Annotated in this window: 22 protein-coding genes; 10 read left to right on the top strand and 12 right to left on the bottom strand. The window is 71.0% G+C overall.

What is annotated here, in order from left to right:
- Nucleotides 1-11: 11 nt before the first annotated feature.
- Entirely contained in the window at nt 12-788 is a 777-nt protein-coding gene (locus tag V1457_RS11775) for an isoprenyl transferase (protein ID WP_295148961.1), read from the bottom strand.
- Nucleotides 789-952: 164 nt separating this feature from the next.
- On the opposite strand from V1457_RS11775, the gene V1457_RS11770 reads away from it, so the two are divergent.
- Nucleotides 953-1,618 carry a hemolysin III family protein gene (locus V1457_RS11770; RefSeq protein WP_374220926.1) on the top strand — a complete coding sequence of 222 codons (666 nt, stop codon included), beginning with the start codon at nt 953-955 and terminating at the stop codon, nt 1,616-1,618.
- A 19-nt stretch (nt 1,619-1,637) separates the two neighbouring features.
- On the opposite strand, the gene V1457_RS11765 is transcribed toward V1457_RS11770, so the two are convergent.
- Nucleotides 1,638-3,656, bottom strand: a complete 2,019-nt coding sequence (locus V1457_RS11765; RefSeq protein ID WP_338603439.1) for a thioredoxin domain-containing protein — start codon at nt 3,654-3,656, stop codon at nt 1,638-1,640.
- A gap of 112 nt (nt 3,657-3,768) precedes the next feature.
- Between V1457_RS11765 and V1457_RS11760 the strand changes: the two genes are divergently transcribed.
- Nucleotides 3,769-4,803, top strand: coding sequence for an NAD(P)-dependent alcohol dehydrogenase (locus V1457_RS11760; protein WP_338603436.1), 1,035 nt, complete (start codon nt 3,769-3,771; stop codon nt 4,801-4,803).
- A gap of 20 nt (nt 4,804-4,823) precedes the next feature.
- Here V1457_RS11760 and V1457_RS11755 read toward each other — a convergent pair whose 3' ends face one another.
- Entirely contained in the window at nt 4,824-5,216 is a 393-nt protein-coding gene (locus V1457_RS11755) for a hypothetical protein (RefSeq protein WP_200069307.1), read from the bottom strand.
- Nucleotides 5,213-6,097, bottom strand: a complete 885-nt coding sequence (gene mca, locus V1457_RS11750; RefSeq protein WP_295147783.1) for a mycothiol conjugate amidase Mca — start codon at nt 6,095-6,097, stop codon at nt 5,213-5,215. Before mca ends, V1457_RS11755 begins: the two co-directional genes overlap by 4 nt.
- A gap of 187 nt (nt 6,098-6,284) precedes the next feature.
- On the opposite strand from mca, the gene V1457_RS11745 reads away from it, so the two are divergent.
- Nucleotides 6,285-6,722, top strand: coding sequence for a DUF4307 domain-containing protein (locus V1457_RS11745; protein WP_200069305.1), 438 nt, complete (start codon nt 6,285-6,287; stop codon nt 6,720-6,722).
- 187 nt (nt 6,723-6,909) lie between these two features.
- Nucleotides 6,910-7,398 (top strand): transcription elongation factor GreA, encoded by a 489-nt coding sequence (gene greA, locus V1457_RS11740; protein ID WP_200069304.1) that lies wholly within the window; start codon nt 6,910-6,912, stop codon nt 7,396-7,398.
- A gap of 377 nt (nt 7,399-7,775) precedes the next feature.
- Here the strand turns inward: greA and V1457_RS11735 are convergent, their stop codons facing one another.
- Entirely contained in the window at nt 7,776-8,240 is a 465-nt protein-coding gene (locus tag V1457_RS11735) for an Lrp/AsnC family transcriptional regulator (RefSeq protein WP_338603430.1), read from the bottom strand.
- Nucleotides 8,241-8,456: 216 nt separating this feature from the next.
- Here V1457_RS11735 and hppD point away from each other — a divergent pair, with 216 nt between their 5' ends.
- Nucleotides 8,457-9,602, top strand: a complete 1,146-nt coding sequence (gene hppD / locus V1457_RS11730; RefSeq protein WP_338604952.1) for a 4-hydroxyphenylpyruvate dioxygenase — start codon at nt 8,457-8,459, stop codon at nt 9,600-9,602.
- A gap of 174 nt (nt 9,603-9,776) precedes the next feature.
- Here hppD and ilvA read toward each other — a convergent pair whose 3' ends face one another.
- On the bottom strand, nt 9,777-10,985 hold the full coding sequence (gene ilvA, locus V1457_RS11725; RefSeq protein ID WP_200069302.1) for a threonine ammonia-lyase: 1,209 nt from the start codon (nt 10,983-10,985) through the stop codon (nt 9,777-9,779).
- 181 nt (nt 10,986-11,166) lie between these two features.
- Here ilvA and V1457_RS11720 point away from each other — a divergent pair, with 181 nt between their 5' ends.
- Nucleotides 11,167-11,424 (top strand): hypothetical protein, encoded by a 258-nt coding sequence (locus V1457_RS11720; RefSeq protein ID WP_200069301.1) that lies wholly within the window; start codon nt 11,167-11,169, stop codon nt 11,422-11,424.
- A gap of 72 nt (nt 11,425-11,496) precedes the next feature.
- Here V1457_RS11720 and V1457_RS11715 read toward each other — a convergent pair whose 3' ends face one another.
- The 3 genes from V1457_RS11715 to V1457_RS11705 form a co-directional block, all read right to left on the bottom strand.
- Nucleotides 11,497-12,633: a cystathionine gamma-synthase gene (locus V1457_RS11715; RefSeq protein ID WP_338603426.1), complete on the bottom strand. Its 1,137-nt coding sequence runs from the start codon at nt 12,631-12,633 to the stop codon at nt 11,497-11,499.
- A 148-nt stretch (nt 12,634-12,781) separates the two neighbouring features.
- The gene (locus V1457_RS11710; protein WP_338603423.1) at nt 12,782-14,176 is read right to left on the bottom strand and encodes a hypothetical protein; all 1,395 of its coding nucleotides are present in this window, start codon (nt 14,174-14,176) and stop codon (nt 12,782-12,784) included.
- 105 nt (nt 14,177-14,281) lie between these two features.
- Complete coding sequence (locus tag V1457_RS11705; protein WP_200069298.1) at nt 14,282-15,652, bottom strand: cystathionine beta-synthase; 1,371 nt, start codon at nt 15,650-15,652, stop codon at nt 14,282-14,284.
- A 209-nt stretch (nt 15,653-15,861) separates the two neighbouring features.
- Between V1457_RS11705 and V1457_RS11700 the strand changes: the two genes are divergently transcribed.
- Both V1457_RS11700 and V1457_RS11695 read left to right on the top strand, forming a co-directional pair.
- Nucleotides 15,862-16,788, top strand: a complete 927-nt coding sequence (locus V1457_RS11700; protein WP_200069297.1) for an SGNH/GDSL hydrolase family protein — start codon at nt 15,862-15,864, stop codon at nt 16,786-16,788.
- Between the two features lie 294 nt (nt 16,789-17,082).
- Nucleotides 17,083-18,303: an acetyl-CoA C-acetyltransferase gene (locus V1457_RS11695; protein ID WP_200069295.1), complete on the top strand. Its 1,221-nt coding sequence runs from the start codon at nt 17,083-17,085 to the stop codon at nt 18,301-18,303.
- A gap of 91 nt (nt 18,304-18,394) precedes the next feature.
- Here the strand turns inward: V1457_RS11695 and V1457_RS11690 are convergent, their stop codons facing one another.
- Nucleotides 18,395-19,195, bottom strand: a complete 801-nt coding sequence (locus V1457_RS11690; RefSeq protein ID WP_200069294.1) for a Bax inhibitor-1/YccA family protein — start codon at nt 19,193-19,195, stop codon at nt 18,395-18,397.
- A 456-nt stretch (nt 19,196-19,651) separates the two neighbouring features.
- On the opposite strand from V1457_RS11690, the gene V1457_RS11685 reads away from it, so the two are divergent.
- A complete protein-coding gene (locus V1457_RS11685) occupies nt 19,652-21,082 on the top strand; it encodes a hypothetical protein (RefSeq protein WP_338603416.1) in 1,431 nt (476 codons plus the stop codon).
- Nucleotides 21,079-21,729, top strand: coding sequence for a class F sortase (locus V1457_RS11680; protein WP_338603413.1), 651 nt, complete (start codon nt 21,079-21,081; stop codon nt 21,727-21,729). Before V1457_RS11685 ends, V1457_RS11680 begins: the two co-directional genes overlap by 4 nt.
- Before the next feature lie 54 nt (nt 21,730-21,783).
- Here V1457_RS11680 and yidC read toward each other — a convergent pair whose 3' ends face one another.
- Together yidC and recQ are read right to left on the bottom strand one after the other, a co-directional pair.
- Nucleotides 21,784-22,836, bottom strand: coding sequence for a membrane protein insertase YidC (gene yidC, locus V1457_RS11675; RefSeq protein WP_407074761.1), 1,053 nt, complete (start codon nt 22,834-22,836; stop codon nt 21,784-21,786).
- 232 nt (nt 22,837-23,068) lie between these two features.
- Nucleotides 23,069-24,931 carry a DNA helicase RecQ gene (gene recQ / locus V1457_RS11670; protein WP_338603407.1) on the bottom strand — a complete coding sequence of 621 codons (1,863 nt, stop codon included), beginning with the start codon at nt 24,929-24,931 and terminating at the stop codon, nt 23,069-23,071.
- Nucleotides 24,932-25,002 lie beyond the last annotated feature (71 nt).

The following is a 25,002-nucleotide window of genomic DNA, read 5'->3' as shown; positions in this document are numbered from 1 at the left end:
GGGCCGCGAAATCAGCCGCCGTAGCGCCGGTGCCGCGCCGAGTACTCGCGCAGCGCGCGCAAGAAGTCGACCCGGCGGAACGCCGGCCAGTACGCCTCGCAGAACCAGAACTCCGAGTGCGCCGACTGCCACAGCATGAACCCGGACAACCGCTGCTCACCGGACGTGCGGATCAGCAGGTCCGGGTCCGGCTGGCCGGAGGTGTAGAGGTGCTCGGAGATGTGGTCGACGTTGAGGAACTCGGCCAGTTCCTCGATCGACGTGCCGGCCTCGGCGTGCTGCAGCAGCAGCTTGCGCACCGCTTCGGTGATCTCCTGCCGCCCGCCGTAGCCGACCGCGACGTTGACCTGCATCCCGCTGCGCCCCTCGGTGCGCAGTGCCGCCGCCGAGAGCCGCGCGGCCGTCTCGGTGGGCAGCAGGTCCAGGGCGCCGACGATCCGCACCCGCCACGGGCTGTCCGGGTCGGTGAGTTCGTCCACGACCCCGCTGATGATCTCCAGCAGGGCGTCCAGCTCCGCGCTCGTCCGCCCCAGGTTGTCGGTGGACAGCAGCCACAGCGTGACGACCTCGACCTTGGCCTCCTGGCACCAGCCGAGGAGTTCGCTGATCTTGCGCGCGCCCGCGCGGTGCCCGTGCGCGATGTCCAGCCCGGCCTCGCGCGCCCAGCGACGGTTGCCGTCCAGGATCACGCCTACGTGCCGGGGTGCCCGCGCGCCGGTGAGCTGGCGGCGCAACCGCCACTCGTAAACGTCATAGATGAGTTCCCGCAGACGAACCTTGAGCGCCACGCTCCCTGAGACTACGCGGGTGCTCTCGGCCACCCGGGTGGTCCCTCCGTCTGCGAACGACCCGCCGTCGCGCCGCGAACGGATCGCGAGTGCAACGGAGGTCACCACCGAGGCGCGGCACATCGAACCTACGGTGCCGTAACCTCCGTGCTGTGAGTAGCGCTGTGTCCGCCCGCCGCCCCGCCGCGTTCGTCAAACCCAGGATGCGCGGCTGGATCCACTTCTGGTCCCTGGTGGTCGCGGTCGCCGCGGGCGCGACGCTGATCGCGTTGGCCGCCGCCACCGTCTCCGCCGCCGCGGCGCTGGGCGCCTCGGTCTACGTGGCAACAGTGCTCGGCCTGTTCGGGGTGAGCGCGCTCTACCACCGCAAGACGTGGCGCACGGTGGGCGCGCGCACCTGGATGCGCAGGCTGGACCACTCGATGATCTTCCTGTTCATCGCGGGCACGTACACGCCGTTCGCGATGCTGGCGATGCAGCCCAAGACCGGTGCCGTCGTGCTCGCCGTGGTGTGGGGCGGTGCGCTCGGCGGGGTGGTGCTCAAGCTGGCCTGGCCGAACGGTCCGCGCTGGGTAGGCGTGCCGGTGTACGTGGCGTTGGGCTGGGTGGCGCTGTTCGTGCTGCCGGAGCTGTTGTCGAACGCGGGCGTTGCGGCGTTCGTGCTGCTGATCGTCGGTGGCGTGCTCTACACCTTGGGCGCGGTCGGTTACGCGACCCGGTGGCCCGACCCGTGGCCGAAGACCTTCGGGTACCACGAGTTCTTCCACTCCGCGGTGTCCGCGGCGGCGATCTGCCACCACGTGTCGATCTGGCTCGCGCTGTACGCCTGATCTCGCCGCACAGGCGAGTTCAGCGGGCCAGCGCGGAAACCAGGTCTTCGACGGAAGTGACCGGCCGGTCGCAGACGTACCCGCGGCAGACGTAGGCGGCGGCTCGTCCGTCCACCAGCGGTCGCCCGGCCAGCAGCGGCACCTCCTCGGCCTCCGGTGGTCCGGCCACCGCGACCGCACCGCCCGGCGCGTGCCTGCGGGCGGCGACGGACAGCGCGGTCCGGTCCTCGTCGGTCTCCCCCGCCACCGCGACCTGGGTGGGGCCGTGCGCGAGCGCTTCCGCCGCGGCCATCCAGTGGCCTGCGAAGCGCGGAGCCCGCTCGGCGATCAGGCCCGCCCTGGTCAGCGCCTGCTCGGCGGCCGACCGGTAGCGGGCCGCGCGGTCCGGCCCGGCCAACGCCGCCGCGGTGATCAGCGCGGACGTCGTCGCGGACGCCCCGGACGGGCTGGCGTTGTCGGTCGGGTCCGAAGGGCGGCGCATGAGCGCTTCCGCGTCCGCGGCGGTGTCGTGGAACAGCCCTGCGTGCTCGTCGTCGGCGAACTGCTCCAGCGCGGTGTCCAGCAGCGCGCACGCGGTTTCGAGCCACCGCCGCCGCCCGGTCGCCTGGTGCAGTGCCAGCAGCCCCTCGGCAAGGCAGCCGTGGTCTTCGAGCACCCCTGCCGCGGCGCCCACCACGCCGTCGCGGGAGCTGCGGCGCAACCGGCCGTCGACCAGGTGCAGCTCGGTGAGCAGATCCGCGGCGCGTTCCGCCGCGTCGATCCACTGCGGTTCCTGCAACACCGCGGCCGCTTCGACCAGCCCGGTCAGCGCCATCCCGTTCCAGGACGTCACGATCTTGTCGTCGATGCCCGGCTGCGGGCGCCTGGACCGCGCGTCCAGCAGCGCCTCGCGGATGCGCTGCCACCGGGGCAGGTCGTCCGGGTCGCGACGCAGCTGCAACGTCGAGGCGCCGTGCTCGAAGGTCCCGGCCGAGGTCACGTGCAGCAGCTCCGCGGCCCACTGCGCGTCCTGCTCGCCGAGCACCTCCTGCAGCTCCTCGGGCGTCCAGACGTAGGTGAGCCCTTCCACGCCTTCGGTGTCGGCATCCAGCGAAGCGGCGAACGCGCCCTCCGCGGTGCGCAGGTCGCGCAGCAGGAACTCGCCGGTCTCGCGCGTGACCCGCTCCGCGAGCGCCGCCGACGACGCGCCCAGCTTGGCCAGGTGCGCGTACGCGCGCAGCAGCAGCGCGTTGTCGTAGAGCATCTTCTCGAAGTGCGGCACGACCCACTCGGCGTCGACGCTGTAGCGCGCGAAGCCCCCGGCGAGCTGGTCGTAGATGCCGCCGCGGGCCATCGCCTCGCAGGTCCCCTCGGTCATCGCCAGCGCGTCCGGCGAGCCGGTGCGCTCGTGGTGGCGCAGCAGGAACTCCAGCACCATCGACGGCGGGAACTTGGGGGCTCCGCCGAAGCCGGCGTTCGCGGCGTCGAACTCCTCGTGCAGCTGGGCCACCGCGGAGGACAGCACCTGCTCGTCCACCGCGGACTCCGGCAGCGGCGGGCGCTGCTCGGCGAGCTGCTCCACCACCCTGGTCGCGGCCGCGCGGACCTCGGCACCGCGCTCCGACCAGGCTTTGGCCACGGCGTCGAGCAGCTGCGGGAACGACGGCATCCCCTGCAGCGGGCGGGCCGGGTAGTAGGTGCCGCAGTGGAACGGTTCGCCGTCCGGAGTCAGGAAGCAGGTCATCGGCCAGCCGCCCTGGCCGGTCATGGCCTGGGTGGCCTCCATGTAGACGGAGTCGACGTCCGGGCGTTCCTCCCGGTCCACCTTGATGTTCACGAAGTTCTCGTTCATCACCGCGGCGATGTCGGCGTCCTCGAACGATTCGTGCGCCATCACGTGGCACCAGTGGCAGGCGGCGTAGCCGATCGACAGCAGCACCGGCACGTCCCGGCGCCGCGCCTCCTCGAACGCCTCCGGCGTCCACTGCCACCAGTGCACCGGGTTGTCCGCGTGCTGCAACAGGTACGGGCTGGTCGCGTCAGCAAGCCGGTTCGCCATGTCCGCCAGCGTCCCACTCGCGATGATCAGGTGCACCCGTGGCGGGTTCCCGCCCCTGCCACGGGCGCGGCATCCTTGCTGCGACGGTGGGGCGAGACGACGAGGAGGCCCGATGCCGCAGATCCCGGACACCATGCGCGCTTCCGTGCTGCGCGACATCCAAGACGTCGAGGTGCAGGAACGGCCCGTTCCGGCGCCCGGGCCGCACGAGGTGCTGGTGCGGGTGGAGGCAGTGGGCACCTGCGGCTCGGACACGCACTACTACGAGCAAGGCCGCATCGGGACGTTCGTGGTGCGCGATCCGCTCGTCCTGGGGCACGAGGCAGGCGGAGTCGTGGTCGCCACCGGCGCGGCCGCGCAGCTGCACGCGCCGGGTGATCGGGTGTCCATCGAGCCCGGACAGCCGTGCTTCGTGTGCGCGCAGTGCCGCGCGGGCCGGTACAACCTGTGCCCGGACATGAAGTTCTTCGCGACACCGCCCATCGATGGAGCGTTCTGCGAGTACGTCACCGTGCACGAGCAGTTCGCGCACCGTGCGCCGGAGTCGCTCTCCGACGACGCGACCGGCTTGATCGAACCGCTCTCGGTGGGCGTGTGGGCGTGCCGGAAAGGCCACGTCGGACCCGGTTCGCGAGTGCTGATCACCGGTTCCGGCCCGATCGGGCTGGTCGCCGCGCAGACCGCCCGCGCGTTCGGCGCGAGCGAGGTCGTGGTCACCGACGTCGCCGCGCACCGCCTGCAACTGGCCGCCGAGCTGGCCGCGACCTCGACGATCAACGTCGCGGAGACGCCGCTGGGCGACGCGGGCTACGAACCGGACGTGTTGCTGGAGTGCTCCGGCGTGCCCGCGGCGGCCTCCGAGGCGATCCGCGCGGTCGGCCGCGCCGGGCGGGTGGTGCTGGTCGGCATGGGCGGCGAGCAGCTGGCGCTGCCGCTGGCGCACGTGCAGAACTTCGAGATCGAGCTGACCGGCACGTTCCGCTACGCCAACACCTGGCCCACCGCCATCGCGCTGGCGTCGAACCGGGAAGTGGACCTGGACCGGCTGGTCACGCACCACTTCGGGCTCGCCGAGGTGCCCGCGGCGCTCACCGCGGGCGCGACCGACCCGAAGGCGGTGAAGTCCGTGGTGCTGCCGCAGCGTTGATGCCGGTGGAGCTCGGGCCGCTAGCGGGTCGCTGCGCCGCCGTCGGAGCTCGCCTCCGAGTCCTTCGGCGCCGCACCGTCCTTCGGCTCCGCAGCATCCTCCGGCGCCGCGGCATCAGGCGCCTCCGATTCCTGCGCGGCGGTTTCACCCTCGCCGGCCTTGGCGGCGGCCCGCGCTTCGGCCCGGCGGACCCGGGCAGGGGTGGCGGCCGCGGCCCGCTCCTCGCTGAAGTTCGACGGCAGCTTCTTCAAGTGCTTGCTCATCGAGCGGATCAGGAACGCCACCGCGATGCCGAACAGGATCAGCAGCAGCAGGCCGACCGGGGAGGACTTGCCGAAGTCCTCCCCTTGCCCACCCGGATCCTGCGGCGGTGGTGGAGCCTGCGCGACCACGAAGGTCAGCGCCTCGTTCATGCCGACACCTTCTCCCGCACGCCGGAGAACAGGTCGTCCTCCGGCAACGTCGTATCGACCAGCGAGCGAACCAGCTCGTAGTCCTCGGTCGGCCACAGCGCCCGCTGGATGTCCGGCGGGACGGCGAACCAGCGGCTGTCCGGATCGATCTGGGTGGCGTGCGCGCGCAGCGCGTCGTCCCGCTGCTCGAAGTATGCCCCGCACTCCACCCGGGTCGTGACCCGCTCGTCCGGGTCGGGCCGGTCCCGCTCGTCCCACCTGGCCAGCCACTCGCCGTAGGGCGATTCGACACCGCGCTCCAGCAGCGCGTCGTGGAACAGCTGCATCTTCTTCCGGGAGAAGCCGTGCGAGTAGTACAGCTTCAGCGGCTGCCACGGCTCGCCCGCCGCCGGGTGCAGGTCGGGGTCGGCCGCCTCGTCGAACGCGGTCATCGAGACCTCGTGGCAGCGGATGTGGTCCGGGTGCGGGTAGCCGCCGCTCTCGTCATAGGTGATCAGCACGTGCGGCTGGAACTCGCGGATGACGCGCACCAGGTCGGCGACCGGGCCGACCTGGTCGATCGTGGCGAAGCAGCCCTCCGGCAGCGGCGGCAGCGGGTCGCCCTCCGGGAGGCCGGAGTCGACGTAGCCGAGCCAGTGGTGCCGGACACCGAGGATCTCCGCGGCGCGGGCCATCTCGGTGCGGCGGATCTCCGGCATGTTCGCGAGCACGTCCGGGCGCTCCATGGCCGGGTTCAGGATGCTGCCCGCCTCACCCCCGGTGCACGTGACGACCATCACGTCGTGCCCCTCGGCGGCATAACGCGCGGTGGTCGCCGCCCCCTTGCTGGACTCGTCGTCCGGGTGCGCGTGCACCGTCATCAGACGCAGCTTCTCGGCCATCGCCAGGCTGTTCCTTCCTGCTCCCAGTCGCACCGGCCCCGCTGACCGCCGGCCGGACACCCCGGGGATACTCAACGAGGGTGCCGACACCCATTGTTCCCAATGCGCCGAAAACCCTGGGCGGCCGGGGAGGCATCGCCCGGACCGGGCACCCCCGTTGGGAGCACGGAACAGGAAGGCGGCGACGGTGAGCAGCCAGCAGGTCCCGGAAGGGCGGTACGGCTCGCGCGAGCGCAGGCCGGACCGGCCGCGGGTCCGATGGGCGCTCGGCGCGTTGACCGCGCTGGTGCTGATCGGCGCCTCCGTGCTCGCCTACACCAACCTCGGCAGCCCGCCCATCCAGGGCAAACAGGCCGCGTTCCAGGTGCTCGACGACAGTTCGGTGCACGTCACCGCGGAGGTGCAGCGCGACGATCCGCGCCGCCCGGCGGAGTGCGTGATCCGGGCGCTCGGCGTTTCCGGCGCGGAGACCGGCCGCAAAGAGATCTACATCCCGCCGGCGACCGACACGGTCCGGCAGGAAACGGTGGTGCGCACCTCGGAACGGCCGATGACCGGCGAGGTGTACGGCTGTACATACAACGTTCCCGAATATTTGTCCACCCTCCGGCGGCCAACCGGGTGAAGCGTCGTGCGCACCGCGGGATACTGCTTAAATGCACTCCATCGGTGGGCCGATTCGTGCTATCGTCGAGGGCAGCACGGCCCCGCGCGGGCCGTGTTTTTCCGTTCTGGCAGTAGCCGGAATGCGCTGAGGACGGGAAGTTGTCGGCCCGCGGATGGCGGGTCGCCGTCGACGAGGAGTGGTGACCGTGAGCGATACCCAGGTGACCTGGCTGACCCAGGATGCTTACGACCGGCTCAAGGGTGAGCTGGACGAGCTCGTGGCCAACCGCCCGGTGATCGCCGCGAAGATCAACGAGGCCCGGGAGGAAGGCGACCTCAAGGAGAACGGCGGGTACCACGCCGCCCGCGAGGAGCAGGGCCAACTCGAATCCCGGATCCGCCAGCTGCAGGAACTGCTGCGCACCGCCAAGGTCGGCGACGTCCCGACGGAATCCGGCATCGCCAAGCCCGGCTCGGTGCTGACCGTCCGCTTCGACGGCGAGGACGAGACCGAGAAGTTCCTGCTGGCCACCCGCGAGGAGGGTGCGCACGGCGAACTGGAGGTCTACTCGCCCAGCTCCCCGCTCGGCCAGGCGCTGCTGGAGGCCAAGCAGGGCGAGACCCGCGAGTACGAGCTGCCCAACGGCGGCACCATGAAGGTCACGCTGGTGGAGGCCGAGCCGTTCCTCGGTTGACCCGCGGGCGGTGCGGGTGCGGCCCCGCGCCCGCACCGCGCTATTGCTGACCGGTCGGTTTTCCGACCGGTCTTTTTCTCGATCCGCTTTTCGGACAATCGCGAGTTCGCGGAACGACCGGTGGTGGATTCCTCGGCATTGCGGGGAATTAGCGGAATCGATCTGGGCGCCGCCCCCGCTGCGGTCCGCGCGGGCGCGGCGCGGTTTTTGATCGGCGCTCGCCGCGTTCCGGCCCCAACGATCTCGAACCAATTCGGGCCCGCCGGCGAGCGCATCGCGCGCCCGGTGCGCTGATCCACCCGGCTTATCCCGGCACTCATCCATTGGTGCCGGATCCGGTTACGTTGCGCAGTCGCGTTTCGCGCAGCGCTGAGCGGTCACTCCTCCTCGGCGATCCGCTCCAGCAGCGGCCGGAACCGCGGCGGCACCGGCGTGGACAGCGCGATCGAAGTCGAGGTCCGCAGCACGTGCGGCACCGCCACGACCTCGTCGACCACCCGCTGCAGGTCCGCGTTGGAGCGCGCCACGATCCGCACGAACAGATCCCCTTGGCCGGTGGTCGCGTGCACCTCGCACACCTCGCCGATCGCCGCCAGCTTCGCGGCGACCGCGTCCCGCCTGCCCTGCGCGATCTCCAGCACCGCGAACGCGGTGAGCCCGTAGCCCATTTCGGCCAGGTCCAGGTCCGGCGGGAACCCGCGCAGGATCCCGCTGCGCTGCATCCGGTCCATCCGCGCCTGCACGGTCCCGCGGGCGACGCCGAGCCGCCGGGAGCACTCCAGCACTCCCAGCCGCGGCTCGTCGGCCAGCAGCAGCAACAACCGGGCGTCCAACGAGTCCATTCCGCACCTGCACAACCTGCTCGGAGTTCCGCGGTTCGCCGCGGCCATGCTGGACAACTTGTCCAGTGTTCTCGACGGCGATTGCTCAGGATGCCCGACGGGCCCACGCTGGCGCAGCAGCGCCGTACCAGCGAGGAGGACATCGTGACCACTGTGGACCCGCACGGCACCGAGCACGTGGGCACCGGCGAACTCGATGACGTCACCTTCGACCAGATGCAGCGGCTCGTCGGCCTCGTCGAGCACGACGACAGCCGCGACCCGTTCCCGGTGCGGGCGATGGACGCGGTGGTGTTCGTCGTCGGCAACGCCACCCAGAGCGCGCTGTTCTACCAGGTCGCGTTCGGCATGGAACTCGTCGCCTACCGAGGCCCGGAGCAGGGCGAACGGGACCACAAGTCGTACGTGCTCAAGTCCGGGTCCGCGCGGTTCGTGCTCAACGGCGCGGTCGATCCGGACAGCCCGCTGGCCGACCACCACCGGCGGCACGGGGACGGTGTCGTGGACATCGCGCTGGAGGTCGAGGACGTGGACCGCTGCGTCGAACACGCCCGCGCGCAAGGGGCGCGGGTGCTCGACGAGCCGCACGAGGTCTCCGACGAGCACGGCACGGTGCGCACCGCCGCGATCGCCGCCTACGGCGAAACCAGGCACACGCTGCTCGACCGCAGTCGCTACACCGGCCCCTACCTGCCCGGTTACGTGCCCCGCAGCGGCGGCTACGTCAAACCCGAAGGAGCCCCGAAGCGGCTGTTCCAAGCCGTGGACCACTGCGTCGGCAACGTCGAACTGGGCCGGATGGATGAGTGGGTGTCGTTCTACAACCGCGTGCTCGGGTTCGTGAACATGGCCGAGTTCGTCGGCGACGACATCGCCACCGAGTACTCCGCGCTGATGAGCAAGGTCGTCGCCAACGGCAACCACCGGGTGAAGTTCCCGCTCAACGAGCCTGCGGCGGGCCGCAAGAAGTCGCAGATCGACGAGTACCTGGAGTTCTACCGCGGCGCGGGCTGCCAGCACATCGCGCTGGCCACCGGCGACATCCTGCGCACCATCACCGCGATGCGGGCGGCGGGCGTGGAGTTCCTGGCCACGCCGGACTCCTACTACGACGACCCGCAGCTGCGGGCGCGGATCGGCGAGGTGCGGCTGCCGATCGAGACGCTGAAGGAGCACGGCATCCTCGTCGACCGGGACGAGGACGGCTACCTGCTGCAGATCTTCACCAAACCGATCGGGGACCGGCCGACGGTGTTCTTCGAGCTGATCGAGCGGCACGGTTCGCTCGGCTTCGGCAAGGGCAACTTCAAGGCGCTGTTCGAGGCGATCGAGCGCGAGCAGGAGCTCCGCGGCAACCTCTGAGTCCGATCGGGCGCCGCGCGGGCGTGTCGGCAAGCTCGCACATCCGGCGAAACCGTCCGGTGATCCCGAGTGAGCGGACCGTTGGACCGATCTTGCGGGGCGAACGGTCCGCTCACTCCGGCACGACCACACCGGCCCGGATGGCGCGCGGGCGTGTCGGCCGGGGCCGAGTGCTCAGCGCTTCGCCACGACGGTGAAGCCCGCACTGGACAGCTCCGAGACCACGTGCTCGCGGTGCTCCGGCCCGCGCGTCTCCAAGCTGACCTCCACGTCGACCTCGCCCAGCGCCAGCGCCCCGGAAATCCGCGAATGCTCGATGTCCAGCACGTTCGCCGCCAGATCGCCGAGCTGCGCGACCAGCCCGGCCAGCGAACCCGGCCGGTCCGGCAACCGCACCCGCAGCGACAGGTACCGGCCCGCGGAGGTCATGCCGTGCTGGATGAGCTGCAGCAGCAGCACCGGGTCGATGTTGCCGCCGGAAAGGACCGGCACCGCAGGCGGGACGACCAGGTCCGGACGCTCCAGCAGCCCGGCCACCGCGGCCACCCCGGCAGGCTCGGCGACCAGCTTCATCCGCTCCAGGCACAGCAGCAGCGCCCGGGACAAGGACTGCTCGCTGACCGTGATGACCTCGTCGGCGAACGCCGACACGTGCTCGAAGGTCACCGCGCCCGGCTCGGCGACCGCGATGCCGTCGGCCATCGTGCGCGTGTCGGTGACCCGCACCGGATGCCCGGCGGCCAGCGAACCCGGCCAGGCCGCGGCCTGCTCCGCCTGCACCCCGATCACCCGGACCTCCGGACGCAGGGCCTTCACCGCGGCGGCCACCCCGCCGAGCAGACCGCCGCCACCGGTCGGCACCAGGATCGTGCCGACCTGCGGCAACTGGTCCAGGATCTCCAGCCCGACCGTGCCCTGCCCGGCCAGCACCGCGGGGTGGTTGAAGGGGTGGATGAACTCGGCGCCGGTGCTGTCGGCGTATTGCGTGGCGAGCGCGAGCGTCTCGGACAGCACTCCGCCCTCCGCCCGCACGGTCGCGCCGTAGGACTGCGTCGCCGCGAGCTTCGGCAGGGTGGCGCGTTCCGGCATGAACACCGTGGAGCGAATGCCCAGCAACGACGCGGCCAGCGCCACGCCCTGGGCGTGGTTGCCCGCGCTGGCGGCCACGACACCGGCCGCGCGCTGCCGCTCGGTCAACTCCTGCAACCGCACGTATCCGCCGCGCAGCTTGAACGACCCGGTGCGCTGCAGGTTCTCGCACTTCAGGAAGACTTCGCCGCCGACCTGCTCGGCGAGCACGCGGGAATGCTCCAACGGCGTGCGGCGGATGACGCCTTCGAGCTCCTCGGCGGCCGCGCGCACCCGGTCCAGGCTGATCAGCATTCTTCCATCGTGCACCAGCGCGAATCCCGACCGCTGCGCGAGGTGTTGGGTACTCTCGGAGGGCACCTGATCGTCCGGACTTCGACCGCGGCGCTCGACCGGCGCCGGCGGCACGCCAGGCGCCGAAAGGGCACTGGTCCGCACGGCGCCACTGGTCCGCAAGGCGCCACTGGGAGGACGCATGACCTCGGCGACAGCCTCGACGGGCACGGTCCGGCTGGTCGGCGGGATCGCGGTGGCCACGATCCTGTCCGGGACCGCGGTGCTGGTGGTGGCTCAGGCGGGCTGCGACGACCCGGGCGGCTACGCCCCTCGCGAGGAGGGCGTCACCGAACTCGTCGGCGGCTGCGTCGGGCCGGAGGACCTGCCGATCGCACCCGAGGTCGAGTCCGGCCAGCACCCGCTCGTTCCCACCAGCGACCCCGCGGTAGCACCCTGACCTGCACGTACGCGGAAGTGCGCGCTGGCAGCCCGCGCGCACTTGAGCGCACGGGTCGCCGCGGCGATCCGCTCAGAGCGCGGCGAGCAAGTCCTCGACGAGGTCGTCCGGGTCCTCGATGCCGACCGACAGCCGCACCAGCTCGGCGGGGACCTGCAGCACCGAACCGGCGGTGCTCGCGTGCGTCATCTGCCCCGGGTGCTCGATCAGCGACTCCACGCCGCCGAGCGATTCGGCGAGGGTGAACAGCCGGGTCCGGGCGCACACCTCAAGCGCCGCCTGCTCGCCGTCGACGTGGGTGAACGAGACCATCCCGCCGAAGCCGCGCATCTGCTTGGCGGCGACCTCGTGGCCGGGATGTTCCTCCAGGCCCGGGTAGTAGACCTTGGCGACCTTCGGGTGCCCGTGCAGCGCGTTGACGATCCGCTCGGCGTTCGCGCTGTGCCGGTCCATCCGGGCGGCCAGCGTCTTGAGTCCGCGCAGCGTCAGCCAGGCGTCGAACGGGCTGGGCACCGCGCCCGCGCTGTTCTGCAGGAAGGCCACCTGCGCGGCGAGCTCGTCGGAGGAGGTGAGCACCGCGCCGCCGACCACGTCGGAATGCCCGCCGAGGTACTTCGTGGTCGAGTGCACCACCGCGTCCGCACCCAGCTCCAGCGGCCGCTGCAGGTACGGCGAGGCGAACGTGTTGTCCACGACCAGCTTCGTGCCCACGTCGCGCGAGAGCTGCGCCAGCGCGGCGATGTCGGCGATGTTCAGCAGCGGGTTGGTCGGCGTCTCCACCCAGATCAGCTTCGTCTCCGGGCGCACCGCCTGCCGCACCGCGCCGACGTCCGAGACCGGGACCGGGGTGTACTGCACGTCCCAGCCGGTGAGGACCTTGTCGATGAGCCGGTACGTGCCGCCGTAGGCGTCGTCCGGGATGATCACGTGGTCGCCGGGGCGCAACGTCGCGCGCAGCACCGCGTCGCTGGCCGCCATCCCGGAGGCGAAGGCCGCGCCGTGCTTGGCGCCCTCCAGCGCAGCCAGGCATTCCGCCAGCGCGGTGCGAGTGGGATTGCCGGTGCGCGAGTACTCGTAACCCGCTCGCTGTCCGCCGACACCGTCCTGCGCGTAGGTGGAGGTGGCGTGGATCGGCACGATCACCGAGCCGGTGGCCGGGTCGGGTTCCTGGCCCGCGTGGATCGCGCGGGTGGCGAAGCCGTCACTCATGTGCAGCAGCGTACGGGCCCCTTCGGCGGATGGCGCCCGGCAGGTCCGAGCGCACCCGAAGCGGTGATCTCCACGACGACGGCCCCCGGCGAACCGGGGGCCGCGGCGTTGGAGCGCTCAGCTCACAAGGGGTGCTGCGAAGGCTTGATCACCACTGCGGGGGCTGCTGCCCGTACTGCTGCTGCGGGTAGCCGCCCTGCTGCGGTGGCTGGCCGTAGGGATTGCCGTACGGGCCGGGCTGTCCGTAGCCGGGCTGGGGCTGGCCGGGCTGGCCGGGCTGGGGCTGGCCGGGTTGCGGCTGCCCGAACCCGCCCTGCGGCGGCTGGCCGTAGGGGCCGGCCTGCGGCGGCTGCTGCCCGAACTGCGGCTGGCCCGGATGCGGTTGACCGGGCTGGGGCTGGCCGAACGGCTGACCGGGTTGCGGTTGACCGGGTTGCGGCTGGCCGAACGGCTGGCCCGGCTGGGGCTGGCCGAACCCGGCGGCAGCCGGGGCCGGAGCCCCCGCCGAACCACCGGAGAGCCACGCCCCGGTCCCGGGCAGGAACGCCAGCACCGCGACCGCGGCGCCGATGAGCAGCGTCAGGATCGCCGACCACACCGCGGAGGGGAGCACGAAGATGTTGATCAGGGACACGACCGCGACCACCGCGCCGGTACCGCCAGCCAGAATCTGGCCGAGCGACTTGCGCTGCAAGATGAACGCGCCACCGACGATCATCGCGATCAGCACCACGATCGAGATCACGATCATCGTGACCGGGAACGCCAGCGACGGCGTCGGCGCGGTCATGCCGAGGGATTCGGACAGCTGCTTGAGCCGGTTCACCGCCGAGATCATCATGAACATCCCGACCAGCTGCAGGACCAGCATCAGCCCGCCACCGCCGATCGCGGTCCAACCGGCCGCCTGCGCGAGCCCGCGGTTGTTCTCGCCGCCTTGCTCGCCGAACGCGCCGTAGCCGGTGTTCGGCGGCGGGGCACCGAATCCCGGCTGGGCCTGCGGAGCGGGGAAACCGCCGCCGGGCGTGCCAGGCTGCTGAGGCGCGCCCGGGTACTGGGGCTGCTGGGGGAACCCGCCCGGCTGGCTCTGCGTGCCGGGCTGGTTGTACATCGGCTGCGCGGGCTGCATGTTCGGCGGGACGACCTGCGTGGTGCCTTCACCGGGAGCCGAGCCGGACGTGCCGGGCTGCTCGTACATCGGCTGCGGCGGCTGCATCGTCGGCGGCACGACCTGGGTGGATTCGCCGGTGCCGTACTGCTGCGCGGGTTGCTGGGCAGGCCGCACGACCTGCGTCGAATCACCGGGCGCTTGCCCGGACTGCCCGGTGCCCTGCTGTCCGGTTCCCTGCTGCCCGGCGTCCTGCTGCGGCTGCGCCGGGCGAACGACCTGCGTGGCGTCCGGGTTGGGGGCCTGTTCGGCGTCCGTGGCCTGCGGGTCCAGCTTGGAACCGATCTGGGTGCCTTCCGCGTCCGGCGGCTCGCCACCGGCTCCCTGCGGTTGCTGTCCCTGCTGGCCACCGTCCGGCGGCTGCGGAGAGCTCATCGGGTTTCCTGACCCCCTTGGGCGTGAAGCACGAAATCCTTGGTGTTGCGTCCTGCACACGCTATCCGATAGGTGAGCAGCGTAGCGGCCATCCGTAACGAATCGTCAACGTCCGGCGATGAAGGCCAGCACGTCCTGCCGGGTCACCACCCCGGCCGGTTTGCCGCCGACGAGCACCATCGCGCCGTCCGCTCCCGCCAGCGCGGACATCGCGGCGCTGATCTCCTCACCCGCGCCGATGGTCGGCAGCGGGGGCGACATGTGCTGCTCCACCCGGTCGGCGAGCTGAGCGTTGCCCGCGAACAGCGCGTCCAGCAGGTCGCGCTCGTTGACCGCCCCGGCGACCTCGGCGGCCATCACCGGCGGTTCGGCGTTGACCACCGGCATCTGCGAGACGCTGAACTCGCGCATGATCGCGACCGCCTCCGCGACGGTCTCGTTCGGGTGCACGTGCACCAGCTCCGGCATCGTGCCGTCCTTGCGCAGCAGCACGTCCTTCATCGACCCGCCGGCGTGGTCCGGGGACAGGAAGCCGTACTTGGCCATCCAGGAGTCGTTGAACACCTTGCCGAGGTAGCCGCGCCCGCCGTCGGGCAGCAGCACCACGATCACGTCGTCCGGCCCGGTGCGCTCCGCGATCCGCAGCGCCGCGGCCGCGGCCATCCCGCACGAGCCACCGACCAGCAGCGCCTCCTGGTGCGCGAGCTCGCGGGTCATGCCGAAGGAGTCCTGGTCCGAGATCGGCACGATCTCGTCGCAGATGCCGCGGTCGTAGGTCTGCGGCCAGAAGTCCTCGCCGACGCCCTCCACCAGGTACGGCCGCCCGCCGCCGCCGGAGTACACCGAACCCTCCGGGTCGGCGCCGATGATCCGCACCTTCCCGCCGGAGACCTCCTTGAGGTAGCGGCCGATGCCGGAGATGGTGCCGCCGGTGCCGATGCCCGCGACGAAGTGCGTGATCCGGCCCTCGGTCTGGCGCCAGATCTCCGGGCCGGTGCTGAGGTAGTGCGACTCCGGGTTGGCGTCGTTGGCGTACTGGTTCGGCTTCCACGCGCCGTCGATCTCGGTGACCAGCCGGTCCGAGACGCTGTAGTAGGAATCGGCGTGCTCCGGCGGAACCGCGGTCGGGCACACCACGACCTCCGCGCCGTACGCCTCCAGCACGCTGCGCTTGTCCTCGCTGACCTTGTCCGGGCACACGAACACGCAGCGGTAGCCCTTGCGCTGGGCCACCATCGCCAGCCCGACGCCGGTGTTGCCGGAGGTGGGTTCGACGATGGTGCCGCCGGGCCGCAGCTGCCCGGACTCCTCGGCGGCCTCGACCATCCGCAGCGCGATCCGGTCCTTCACGCTGCCGCCCGGGTTGAAGTACTCGACCTTCGCCAGCACCGGCGTGGAAGCGGAGCCTGCCAGCGAGTTCAACCGCACCAGAGGGGTGTTGCCGACGAGGTCGACGACGTGCTCGACGTACTCCACTGCGCCAGTCCCTTTCGCAGTCGTGACGATGTGGTGTTGAGCCTAAATGCCCGCAATCGGCTAACCCCGCCGCCCGCCCGGCCGACACGCCAGGCGGGAAGGTTTTGCCGGTCGGCAGCGTCTTCGGTGATGGAGAGATTTTTCGGTCCGAGCCGACGACATCGGGCGGCCGACGGATTTCGCGCCGGTCGGCGCAGGAGGGGCAGGTCATGATCGGGGCTCGTGCGGTGCGGCTGGCGATGATGGCCGCCGGCACCCTCGGAGGGCTTTCCGGAGCGGCGTACGGACTGCTCAACGGCCAGTCGCGGTACGCGCGCCGGGTGATCGGCGTGCCCTCGGCGGTGCCGCTGCGCTCCGACGGGGTCCACCTGCCGGACGGCAGCGGACCGGTGGCACCCGCCGACCTGCCCGCGGGCACCGAGCCGCTGGAGCTGGTGGTGCTCGGCGACTCGTCGGCGGCGGGGCTGGGCGTGGACTCCCCGTACGAGCTGCCGGGCGCGCGGATCGCCCGTGGCATGGCCGAGGAGACCGGGCGGCCGGTCGCGCTGAGCACCTACGCGATCGTGGGGTCGACCTCGAAGGACCTGGCCGCTCAGGTGCAGGCGGCGTTGAGCAGACCGCCGCAGCTGGCGCTGGTGATCATCGGCGCGAACGACGTGACCGCCCGGCAGTCGGTCGCGGCCTGCGCCGCGCTGCTCGGTTCCGCGGTGGGCGAACTGCGCGCTGCGGGCGTCGGCGTGGTCGCGGGGACCTGCCCGGACCTGGGTGCGATCCGGCCGATCCCGCAGCCGCTGCGGTCGGTGGCCTCGTCGTGGAGCCTCGCGCTGGGGCGGGCGCAGCGCCGGGCCGTGGAAGCCGCCGGCGGGCACGCGGTGCCGTTGGCCGATCTGCTGTCTCCGGAGTTCCTGACCCGGCCGCAGGAGTTCTTCAGCCCGGACCGGTTCCACCCCTCCGCCGCCGGGTACGAGGCGGCCGCGAAGCTGCTGCTGCCCGCGTTGTGCGCGGCCATCGGCGAATGGAGTGGTGGACCGTTGCCGCAGGCACCGACCCGTTCCGCGGCCGCGGAGGCGCGGCGGCCGACCAGCCGGGCGATGGCCCGGCTCAACCGGCGCTTCGGGCGCCGCGGCACGGACTGAACCGCACGCGGAAGGTGACGGTCGTCTCAGGCGGAAGCGGGCCGCGTCGGTTTTACAGTGGCCGAGAACGGCACGCCGTGCCAGCTCGGTGTCGTGCGCAGTGCGTCGGCGTTCGCTTACAACGCGGTCATCGCGGTCCTGCCCGGCGCGGTGCCAGCATCGTGCGCAGCACGGTATTGGAGATCGTGCGAAGCACGGTGTTCGGACACGGTGCGAAGCACGGTGTTGGGCACAGTGCGCAGCACGGCATCGGACACCATGCCCCGGCACGCCCCGAACGAAGGAGTTCCCGCCATGCCCGAAGCAGTGATCGTTTCCGCTGCCCGCTCCCCCATCGGCCGCGCAGGCAAGGGCGCACTGGTCGACGTCCGCCCGGACGACCTGTCCGCGCAGATCGTGCGCGCGGCGCTGGACAAGGTGCCGGAGCTGGACCCCACCGAGATCGACGACCTGCTGCTGGGCTGCGGCCTGCCCGGCGGTGAGCAGGGCTTCAACATGGGCCGCGTCGTCTCGGTGCTGCTGGGCTACGACCACCTGCCCGGCGCCACGATCACCCGCTACTGCTCCTCCAGCCTGCAGACCACGCGGATGGCGCTGCACGCGATCAAAGCCGGTGAGGGCGACGTGTTCATCAGCGCCGGTGTGGAGGCGGTGTCCCGGTTCGCCAAGGGCAACTCGGACTCGCTGGACGACACGCACAACCCGCTGTTCGCCGACGCCGAAGCCCGCACCCAGGCCACCGCGGAGCAGGGCGCCGACGACTGGACCGACCCGCGCGAGTTCGGCAAGGTCCCGGACGTCTACATCCCGATGGGCCAGACCGCGGAGAACCTGGCACGGGCCAAGGGCGTCTCCCGCGACGAGATGGACGACTTCGGCGTGCGTTCGCAGAACCTCGCCGAGAAGGCGATCGCGAACGGGTTCTGGTCGCGCGAGATCACCCCGGTGACCACGCCGTCCGGACAGATCGTCGACTCCGACGACGGGCCGCGCGCCGGGGTCACCAAGGAAGCCGTGTCCGGCCTCAAGCCGGTGTTCCGCCCGGACGGCCGGATCACCGCGGCGAACTGCTGCGCGCTCAACGACGGCGCGGCCGCGCTGGTGATCATGAGCGACACCAAGGCCAAGCAGCTGGGCCTCACTCCGCTGGCGCGGATCGTGTCCACCGGGGTGAGCGGGCTGTCCCCGGAGATCATGGGGCTCGGCCCGGTGGAGGCGTCCAAGCAGGCGCTGGCCCGCGCCGGGATGGGCATCGGCGACATCGACCTGGCCGAGATCAACGAGGCGTTCGCCGCGCAGGTCATCCCGTCCTACCAGGAACTCGGCCTGCCGCTGGAGAAGCTGAACGTCAACGGCGGCGCGATCGCGGTCGGGCACCCGTTCGGCATGACCGGCGCGCGGATCACCAACACGCTGCTGAACTCCTTGCAGTGGCACGACAAGCAGTTCGGCCTGGAGACGATGTGCGTCGGCGGTGGCCAGGGCATGGCGATGGTCCTCGAACGGCTCTCCTGACCCGCTGCGCCGGGTGTGAGCGACGGATCACGCTCCCGAAAAAGCGCCCGTTCCCTGCTGGGAACGGGCGCTTTTCGTGCGTTGCGCGGCGCTAGTTGTTGTTGAAGTAGGACAGCAGCCGCAAGATCTCCAGGTACAGCCAGACCAGCGTGGTCATCAGACCGAAGGCGATGTACCAGCTGACCTTGGCGTCCACACCGCTCTTGATCGCCCGGTCCGCGGCGTCGAAGTCCAGCAGGAAGCTGAACGCGGCGATGCCGATGCACAGCAGGCTGAACCCGATGGCCATCGGGCTGCCGTCGCGCAGGCCGAGCCCGCCGGGCACGAAGAACCCGACGACCAGGTTGACCAGCATCGCGACCGCGGCACCGGCGACCAGGCCGATGATCCACTTGGTGAGCTTCGGCGTCACCCGGATCGCGCCGGTCTTGTAGACCACCAGCATCGCGGCGAACACGCCCATGGTGCCCGCGATCGCCTGCATGATCATGCCGGGGCCGCCGACGCCGGTCCGGCTCAGCAGTTCGCCGAAGACGTAGCTGATGCCGCCGAGGAACACGCCCTCGACCGCGGCGTAAGTGACGACCAGCCAGGGGCGCACCTTCTTGGTGAAGATGATGACCAGCGACACCACCAGGCCCACGATCGCAGCGGGCAGCGCCAGCATGGCCATCCCGCTGACGTAAGTCGCAGCACCGGTGATCAGCGTGATGGCGAGCGTGATGGCCGTCTTGGTGACCACGTCGTCGATGGTCATCGGACGCGCGGTCTGCGGCGGAGCAGCCGGCGCGCGGCCGGGCGCTGCGGTGCCGCCCCGGCCGTAGTCGAAGTTCGCGTACCCGCCGCTGTGTCCCGGCAGGTTCTTGAACGCTGGGTTGCTCGTTGTGCGCAACTCGTCCTCCTGGCGTGCTTTGCGCCGTCACCGTGCTAACGACCGAACCCGCCGGTTGGTTCCCGACTAGGTAAAGCCGACATTACCTGCCTGGCGGTGATCAGTGCCCGCCCCGTCGGAAACTACTCCGCATCGCAATGTCCGGGAATAACGGTCACGTTCCGGCGGCAACCTTTCCACCGGGCTGCGGCCGGTACTGCTGGAACTCCTCGGAAGGCCGCTGCGCTGGGCCGGAAGAGTGCCGATCGAGGCCGAGCCCGCCGCCGATGTCGCTTTCGGTGACCGCGCCGATTACCCGGATGCCCGCTTGTAACCACATTCCGTGACCGGAAGTATCCGCTGCGGGCGTCCGCGTGCCACGTCGGGGGGTTTGCGCCGGTCAGCGGCTCACGAAAGTGAGCCGCTGATCGCGAGGACGTCGGCGCCCCGCTCTCCCAGACCGAGACTGGAGCATGGATGCGCACGTTCAAGAAATTGCTCACAGCGGTGGCCGGATCCGCTGTGCTCGCCGGCGGCGTGCTGCTGGCGACGCCCGGCGCCGCCGTCGCCGCACCGGAAGAAGGGATCGGCCACGAAACCAAACCAGGACAGCCCTACGCAGGCGTGCAACGGGACCGCGACTGGCTCGGCTCGTACATCGTCGGCGACAAGCAGGTGTGGTGCGTCCAGTTCGCGCTGAAGGCGCCGGACACCGGTGAGCAGTACCAGCCCGGCGACGAACTGCTGACCAAGTGGGGCACCCCGCTGCCCGACGACGTCGCGGCGAACATCTCCTACCTGCTGCTGCGCTACGGCAGCACGCAGAACCCGGACGAGGCGGCGGCGCTCGCGCACCTGCTGCACTCGTGGACCTCGCCGCCGCGCACCCCGGACGACCTCGACCCGGGCAAACCGTTCGAGCAGATCGCCTACGACGTCGACTTCCAGTTCGGCAAGCTGCCGCAGAGCACCAAGGACGCGGTCGAACGGCTGCGCGCCGACGCGGAACGCAACCGCGGGCCGTGGCAGGCGTCGCTGGCCGCGCCGGAGCAGGAACAGGTCATCGGGCAGCAGGCCGACTGGACGTTCACGGTCGAGCACCCGGACGGCCGCGGCGTCACCGGCGTCCCGGTCCGGATCAACGCCACCGACGCCGAGGTCGAAGGGCTCGACGAGAACGGGACCATCACCACTCCGGAAAGCGGTGAGCCGCTGCAGCTGAAGGTGACCCCCACCGGCCCGAACCCGAAGGTCTCCGGTGAGCTGGCCACCCCGGCCGAGCGGCCGCACGTGCAGGAGGCGGTGCAGAACCCGGACGGCGTGCAGCGGGTGGTCTCCACCGGCGGCGAGAAACAGCTCACCGTGGACGACACCGTCCCCGCGGTGACCGCGCCAGGGACGGTCTCCGTCGGCAAGGTCGACGAGCAGAGCAAAGCAGGCATCGCCGGGGTCGCGCTGCGCGTGAGCCTGCCCGACGACCAGCCCGCACTGCGCCAGGACGGCACCCCGCTGACCGGGCAGGACGGACAGCCTGCCGTGATCACCACCGGTCCGGAGGGCACCGCGGAGATCCCCGACCTGCGCACGCCGCAGGAGATCAAGATCACCGAGGTGGCTCCGGCGGAGGGCTACGAGGAAGCGTTCGACCCGCAGCAACCGCCCTCGGTCACCGGCACCTTGGAACCCGGCGCGACGCTGGCGCTTAATCTGAGCAACAAGGCGAACACCCCGACCGTGCCGATCCGCATCCCCGCGGGCGACCCAGGTGCGGGCGGAGTCGTGGAGTTGCCGGGTGACGACGGGACGCCCGCCGGGCTGCTCGGTCTCGGCGCACTTGCGCTGACCAGCGCGGCCGTGACCGGTGGCGTCGCGTACCGCAAGCGGCTCGTCTCGGCGGGCAGGCGTTGACCGCCCCCAAGCGGCGGCGGTGGCTGATCGCGCTGGTCGTGGCCGGTGCGCTCGCGATCGCCGGGGTCTTCGGGGTGGTCGCCGGGACGCTGGGCGGTGGGCGCGAGGTCGCCGCCTCGGCGCCGCGGGGCACCACCGGAGCGCAACCGGCGCCAGGACCCGTGCAGGCCGCTGACCTGCCGCCGCAGCCGGTGCAGATCCCCGCCGGGCAGCCACCGGGCACCGTCAAACTGCCGCAGGGCGGCACGGCGGAACTGGTGCGCAAGGAAGTCGACCGCTCCGGCACCCTCCCGGTGCCGGACGGGGTGGACGAGGCCACCTGGTGGGGCGCCGGGCTGGACGCCCCGGACGGGGCGACGGTGCTAGCCGGGCACGTGAACTGGAAGGGCTCCGTAGGCCCGTTCGAGGAGCTGTGGGAGTCCGCGGCGGACCAGCCGGTCACCGTGGTCGACGACGGCGGCCGCGAATACCGCTACCGGGTCTCCGAAGTCGTCACGGTCTCCAAGGAAGAACTGCCCGCCCGCGCGGCCGAGCTGTTCGGCCAGGGCGGCCCGCACCGGCTGGTGCTGGTCACCTGCGGCGGCCGGTACGTGGGCGGCGGGCTCGGCTACGACGAGAACCGCATCGTGGTCGCCACACCGGCCTGACGAACGCGAAAAAGCGGGATCCCCGGGCGGGGATCCCGCTTTTTCGCTGCTGCGCTAACGGCGCTTCTTGCTCTTTTTGGCGGAAGCTGCCTGCTTGCCCGGGCGCTTCTTCTGCTGCGGGCGCCGGTTCCCCGGACTTGATTGCTGCGCGGGTTTCGCACCGGGCGCGGGTTTGCTGCCGGCCACCGCGGTGGCGCCGTCCTCGGACGACGGGGCCTGGCCGTTCTCGGACTGCTCGGCGGTCTCGGTCGCCTCGCCGTCGCCGGAGTCGTTGTTCTTGGTCTGCGAAGGCTTCTGCCCCGGCTTCGGACGCGGCGCGTCCTTCTTCGCGGCGAGCTCCTTCTCCTTCTCCCGCTCCTGCTCGCGGTCGATCTTGTTGCTGATGAAGTGCTGCTGGCCCAGCGTCCAGATGTTGTTCGCCATGAAGTACAGCACCACGGCGATCGGCAGCACCCAGCCGGAGAACAAGGTGCCGACCGGCGCCACGTACATCATGAACTTCCCCATCATCGCGGTCTGGGGATTCGTCATGGAGGCGTCGGTCTGGCGCTTCTGCGACATCCGCATCGTGAAGAACGTCGCGATCGAGGCGATCACCATCAGCGGAATGCCGACCGCCATCATGTTCGCCCGCGTGGTGTCGAACTGGGCGAGCTCCGCGGCGGGCTGGGTGAGCCAGTTGCCGAGCTTCGCGCCGAAGATGTCGGCCTTGGTGAACGACACCACTTCGGCGCGGTTGAAGATGTAGTTGCTCTGCGCCTGCGGGGTGAACCCGCGCAGCACGTGGAACAGGCTCAGGAACACCGGGATCTGCAGCAGCGCGGGCAGGCAGCCGCCGACCGGGTTCACCCCGTGCTCGGACTGCAGCTTCTGCATCTCCTGCGCCATGCGCTGGCGATCGTTCTTGTACTTCTCCCGCAGCTTCTGGATCTGCGGGGAGAACTTCGCCATCTTCCGGCCGGCGCGCATCTGGCTGATCGCGGGCTTGAGCAGCAACACGCGCAAGCTGAACACCAGGAAGAACACCGCCAACGCCCAGGCGAAGCCGTTGTCCGGCCCCAGCACGGTGCCGAAAACCTTGTGCCAGAACCACAAGATGGCCGACACCGGATAGAGGATAAAGTCGAACACTCAACCACTCCTGGTCATCGCCCGGTTCGCCCCGGGCAGCTTGCACGGGCGCTCCGCACACCGCCCTCAGCTCTACCAGGGTGCCATGTCCGGCCATCCGAACGAGTAAGGGGCGTGAACTCGGCACGGAGAGTAACCCGGCGGCGACCGCGCTCGAAGGCGGTGCGCTCCGGATCCCGGGGCACCGGCGCACTTCGTGGCGGGCCGCTCACTCCTCGGCCAGCGCCGTGAGAACCGCTTCGCCGTACTTGCTCAGCTTGTTCTGGCCGATGCCGCTGATCGTGCCCAGCTCGTCCAAGCTCGCGGGTGCTCGCGCGGCGATCTGGCGCAGCGTGGCGTCGTGGAAGATGACGTAGGCGGGCACGCCCTGCTCCTTGGCGGTGGCCGCGCGCCACGCGCGCAGGCGCTCGAAGACCGGGGCGGCCTCGGCGGGGAGTTCGACCGCCTCGGCACGGCCCGACTTGGCCGGTTTCGCGGCCTTGGCGGGCTTTTCCGGCTCCCGGCGCAGCCGCACGGAACGTTCGCGGCGCAGCACTTCACCGCTGGTCTCGGTCAGCACCAGAGTCCCGTAATCGCCCTCCACCGCCAGCAGGCCCTGCGCGAGCAACTGGCGCACCACGCCGCGCCAATCGTCGTCGCGCAGGTCGGTGCCGACGCCGAAGACGGTGAGCTGGTCGTGGCCGTGCTGCTGGATCTTCGCGTTCGACTTGCCGAGCAGGACGTCGATCACGTGGCCCGCGCCGAACTTCTGCCGCCGCTCGTGCAGCAACCGGTACACCGCCGAGAGCAGCTTCTGCGCGGCGACCGTGCCGTCCCAGGACTCCGGCGGATGCAGGCAGGTGTCGCAGTTCCCGCACGGCTGCCCGGGCTGGCCGAAGTAGGCCAGCAGCTGCACCCGGCGGCACTCCACCGTCTCGCACAGCGCGAGCATCGCGTCCAGGTGCGTGGCCTGCCTGCGGCGATGCGCCTCGTCGCCCTCGGAGTTGTTGATCATCTTGCGCTGCTGCACCACGTCCTGCAGCCCGTAGGCCAGCCACGCCGTCGACGGCGCGCCGTCCCGCCCGGCGCGGCCGGTCTCCTGGTAGTAACCCTCCACCGACTTCGGCAGGTCGAGGTGCGCGACGAAGCGCACGTCGGGCTTGTCGATGCCCATGCCGAACGCGATCGTGGCCACCACCACGAGCCCGTCCTCGCGCAGGAACCGGGACTGGTGCGCCGCACGGGTGCTCGCGTCCAGGCCCGCGTGGTACGGCACCGCCGGAATCCCGTGCTGCGAGAGGAACTCCGCCGTCTTCTCCACCGACGAGCGGGACAGGCAGTAGACGATGCCCGCGTCGCCTGCGTGCTCGGTGCGCAGCAGCTCCAGCAACTGCTTCTTCGGGTCGTTCTTGGGCACGATCCGGTACTGGATGTTCGGGCGGTCGAAGCTGGCCACGAACCGGCCCGCCTGCTCCAGCTGCAGCCTGGTCGCGATCTCGCCGCGGGTCGCCTCGGTGGCCGTGGCGGTCAGCGCGATGCGCGGTACGTCCGGCCAGCGCTCGTGCAGCATCGACAGCGCCAGGTAGTCCGGCCGGAAGTCGTGGCCCCACTGCGCGACGCAGTGCGCCTCGTCGATCGCGAACAGCGACACCTTGCCGTCGTCCAGCAGCGAGACGGTCGAATCCAGGCGCAGCCGTTCCGGCGCGAGGTAGAGCAGATCCAGCTCCCCGTTGCGGAACGCGGCCTCCACCGCGCGCCGCTGGTCCGGGTCCTGGGTCGAATTGAGGAAACCGGCGCGGACCCCGAGCTCGGTGAGCGCGTCGACCTGGTCCTGCATCAACGCGATCAGCGGTGAGACGACCACCCCGGTCCCGGCCCGCACCAGCGCAGGAACCTGGTAGCACAGCGACTTCCCGCCCCCGGTCGGCATCAGCACCAGCGCGTCCCCACCGGCGCCGACGTGCTCGACGATCTGCTGCTGCTGCCCGCGGAACGAGTCGTAGCCGAAGACGCGGCGCAGCACTCCGAGCGCGGCGGAGTCGGAGTCGCCGTACTCGGCAGGGTCGCTGAGGCTGCTCTGCGCGGAAGTCACCCGGGGATTCTACGAAGCCGGGAACCACCCGAAGCCGGACATCATGCATCGGCGAGTCGGCTTGCTTACCG

It is taken from the genome of Saccharopolyspora sp. SCSIO 74807, from assembly GCF_037023755.1.
GTDB lineage: Bacteria > Actinomycetota > Actinomycetes > Mycobacteriales > Pseudonocardiaceae > Saccharopolyspora_C > Saccharopolyspora_C galaxeae.
This window is presented reverse-complemented; position numbering and strand designations above follow the sequence as displayed.

Coding starts and splice junctions, on each gene's coding strand:
- V1457_RS11765 (WP_338603439.1), bottom strand. CDS start 3,656: ATGGCGAACCGGCTTGCTGACGCGACCAGCCCGTACCTGTTGCAGCAC.
- V1457_RS11760 (WP_338603436.1), top strand. CDS start 3,769: ATGCCGCAGATCCCGGACACCATGCGCGCTTCCGTGCTGCGCGACATC.
- V1457_RS11755 (WP_200069307.1), bottom strand. CDS start 5,216: ATGAACGAGGCGCTGACCTTCGTGGTCGCGCAGGCTCCACCACCGCCG.
- mca (WP_295147783.1), bottom strand. CDS start 6,097: ATGGCCGAGAAGCTGCGTCTGATGACGGTGCACGCGCACCCGGACGAC.
- V1457_RS11735 (WP_338603430.1), bottom strand. CDS start 8,240: ATGGACTCGTTGGACGCCCGGTTGTTGCTGCTGCTGGCCGACGAGCCG.
- hppD (WP_338604952.1), top strand. CDS start 8,457: ATGCAGCGGCTCGTCGGCCTCGTCGAGCACGACGACAGCCGCGACCCG.
- ilvA (WP_200069302.1), bottom strand. CDS start 10,985: ATGCTGATCAGCCTGGACCGGGTGCGCGCGGCCGCCGAGGAGCTCGAA.
- V1457_RS11720 (WP_200069301.1), top strand. CDS start 11,167: ATGACCTCGGCGACAGCCTCGACGGGCACGGTCCGGCTGGTCGGCGGG.
- V1457_RS11715 (WP_338603426.1), bottom strand. CDS start 12,633: ATGAGTGACGGCTTCGCCACCCGCGCGATCCACGCGGGCCAGGAACCC.
- V1457_RS11710 (WP_338603423.1), bottom strand. CDS start 14,176: ATGAGCTCTCCGCAGCCGCCGGACGGTGGCCAGCAGGGACAGCAACCG.
- V1457_RS11700 (WP_200069297.1), top strand. CDS start 15,862: ATGATCGGGGCTCGTGCGGTGCGGCTGGCGATGATGGCCGCCGGCACC.
- V1457_RS11695 (WP_200069295.1), top strand. CDS start 17,083: ATGCCCGAAGCAGTGATCGTTTCCGCTGCCCGCTCCCCCATCGGCCGC.
- V1457_RS11685 (WP_338603416.1), top strand. CDS start 19,652: ATGCGCACGTTCAAGAAATTGCTCACAGCGGTGGCCGGATCCGCTGTG.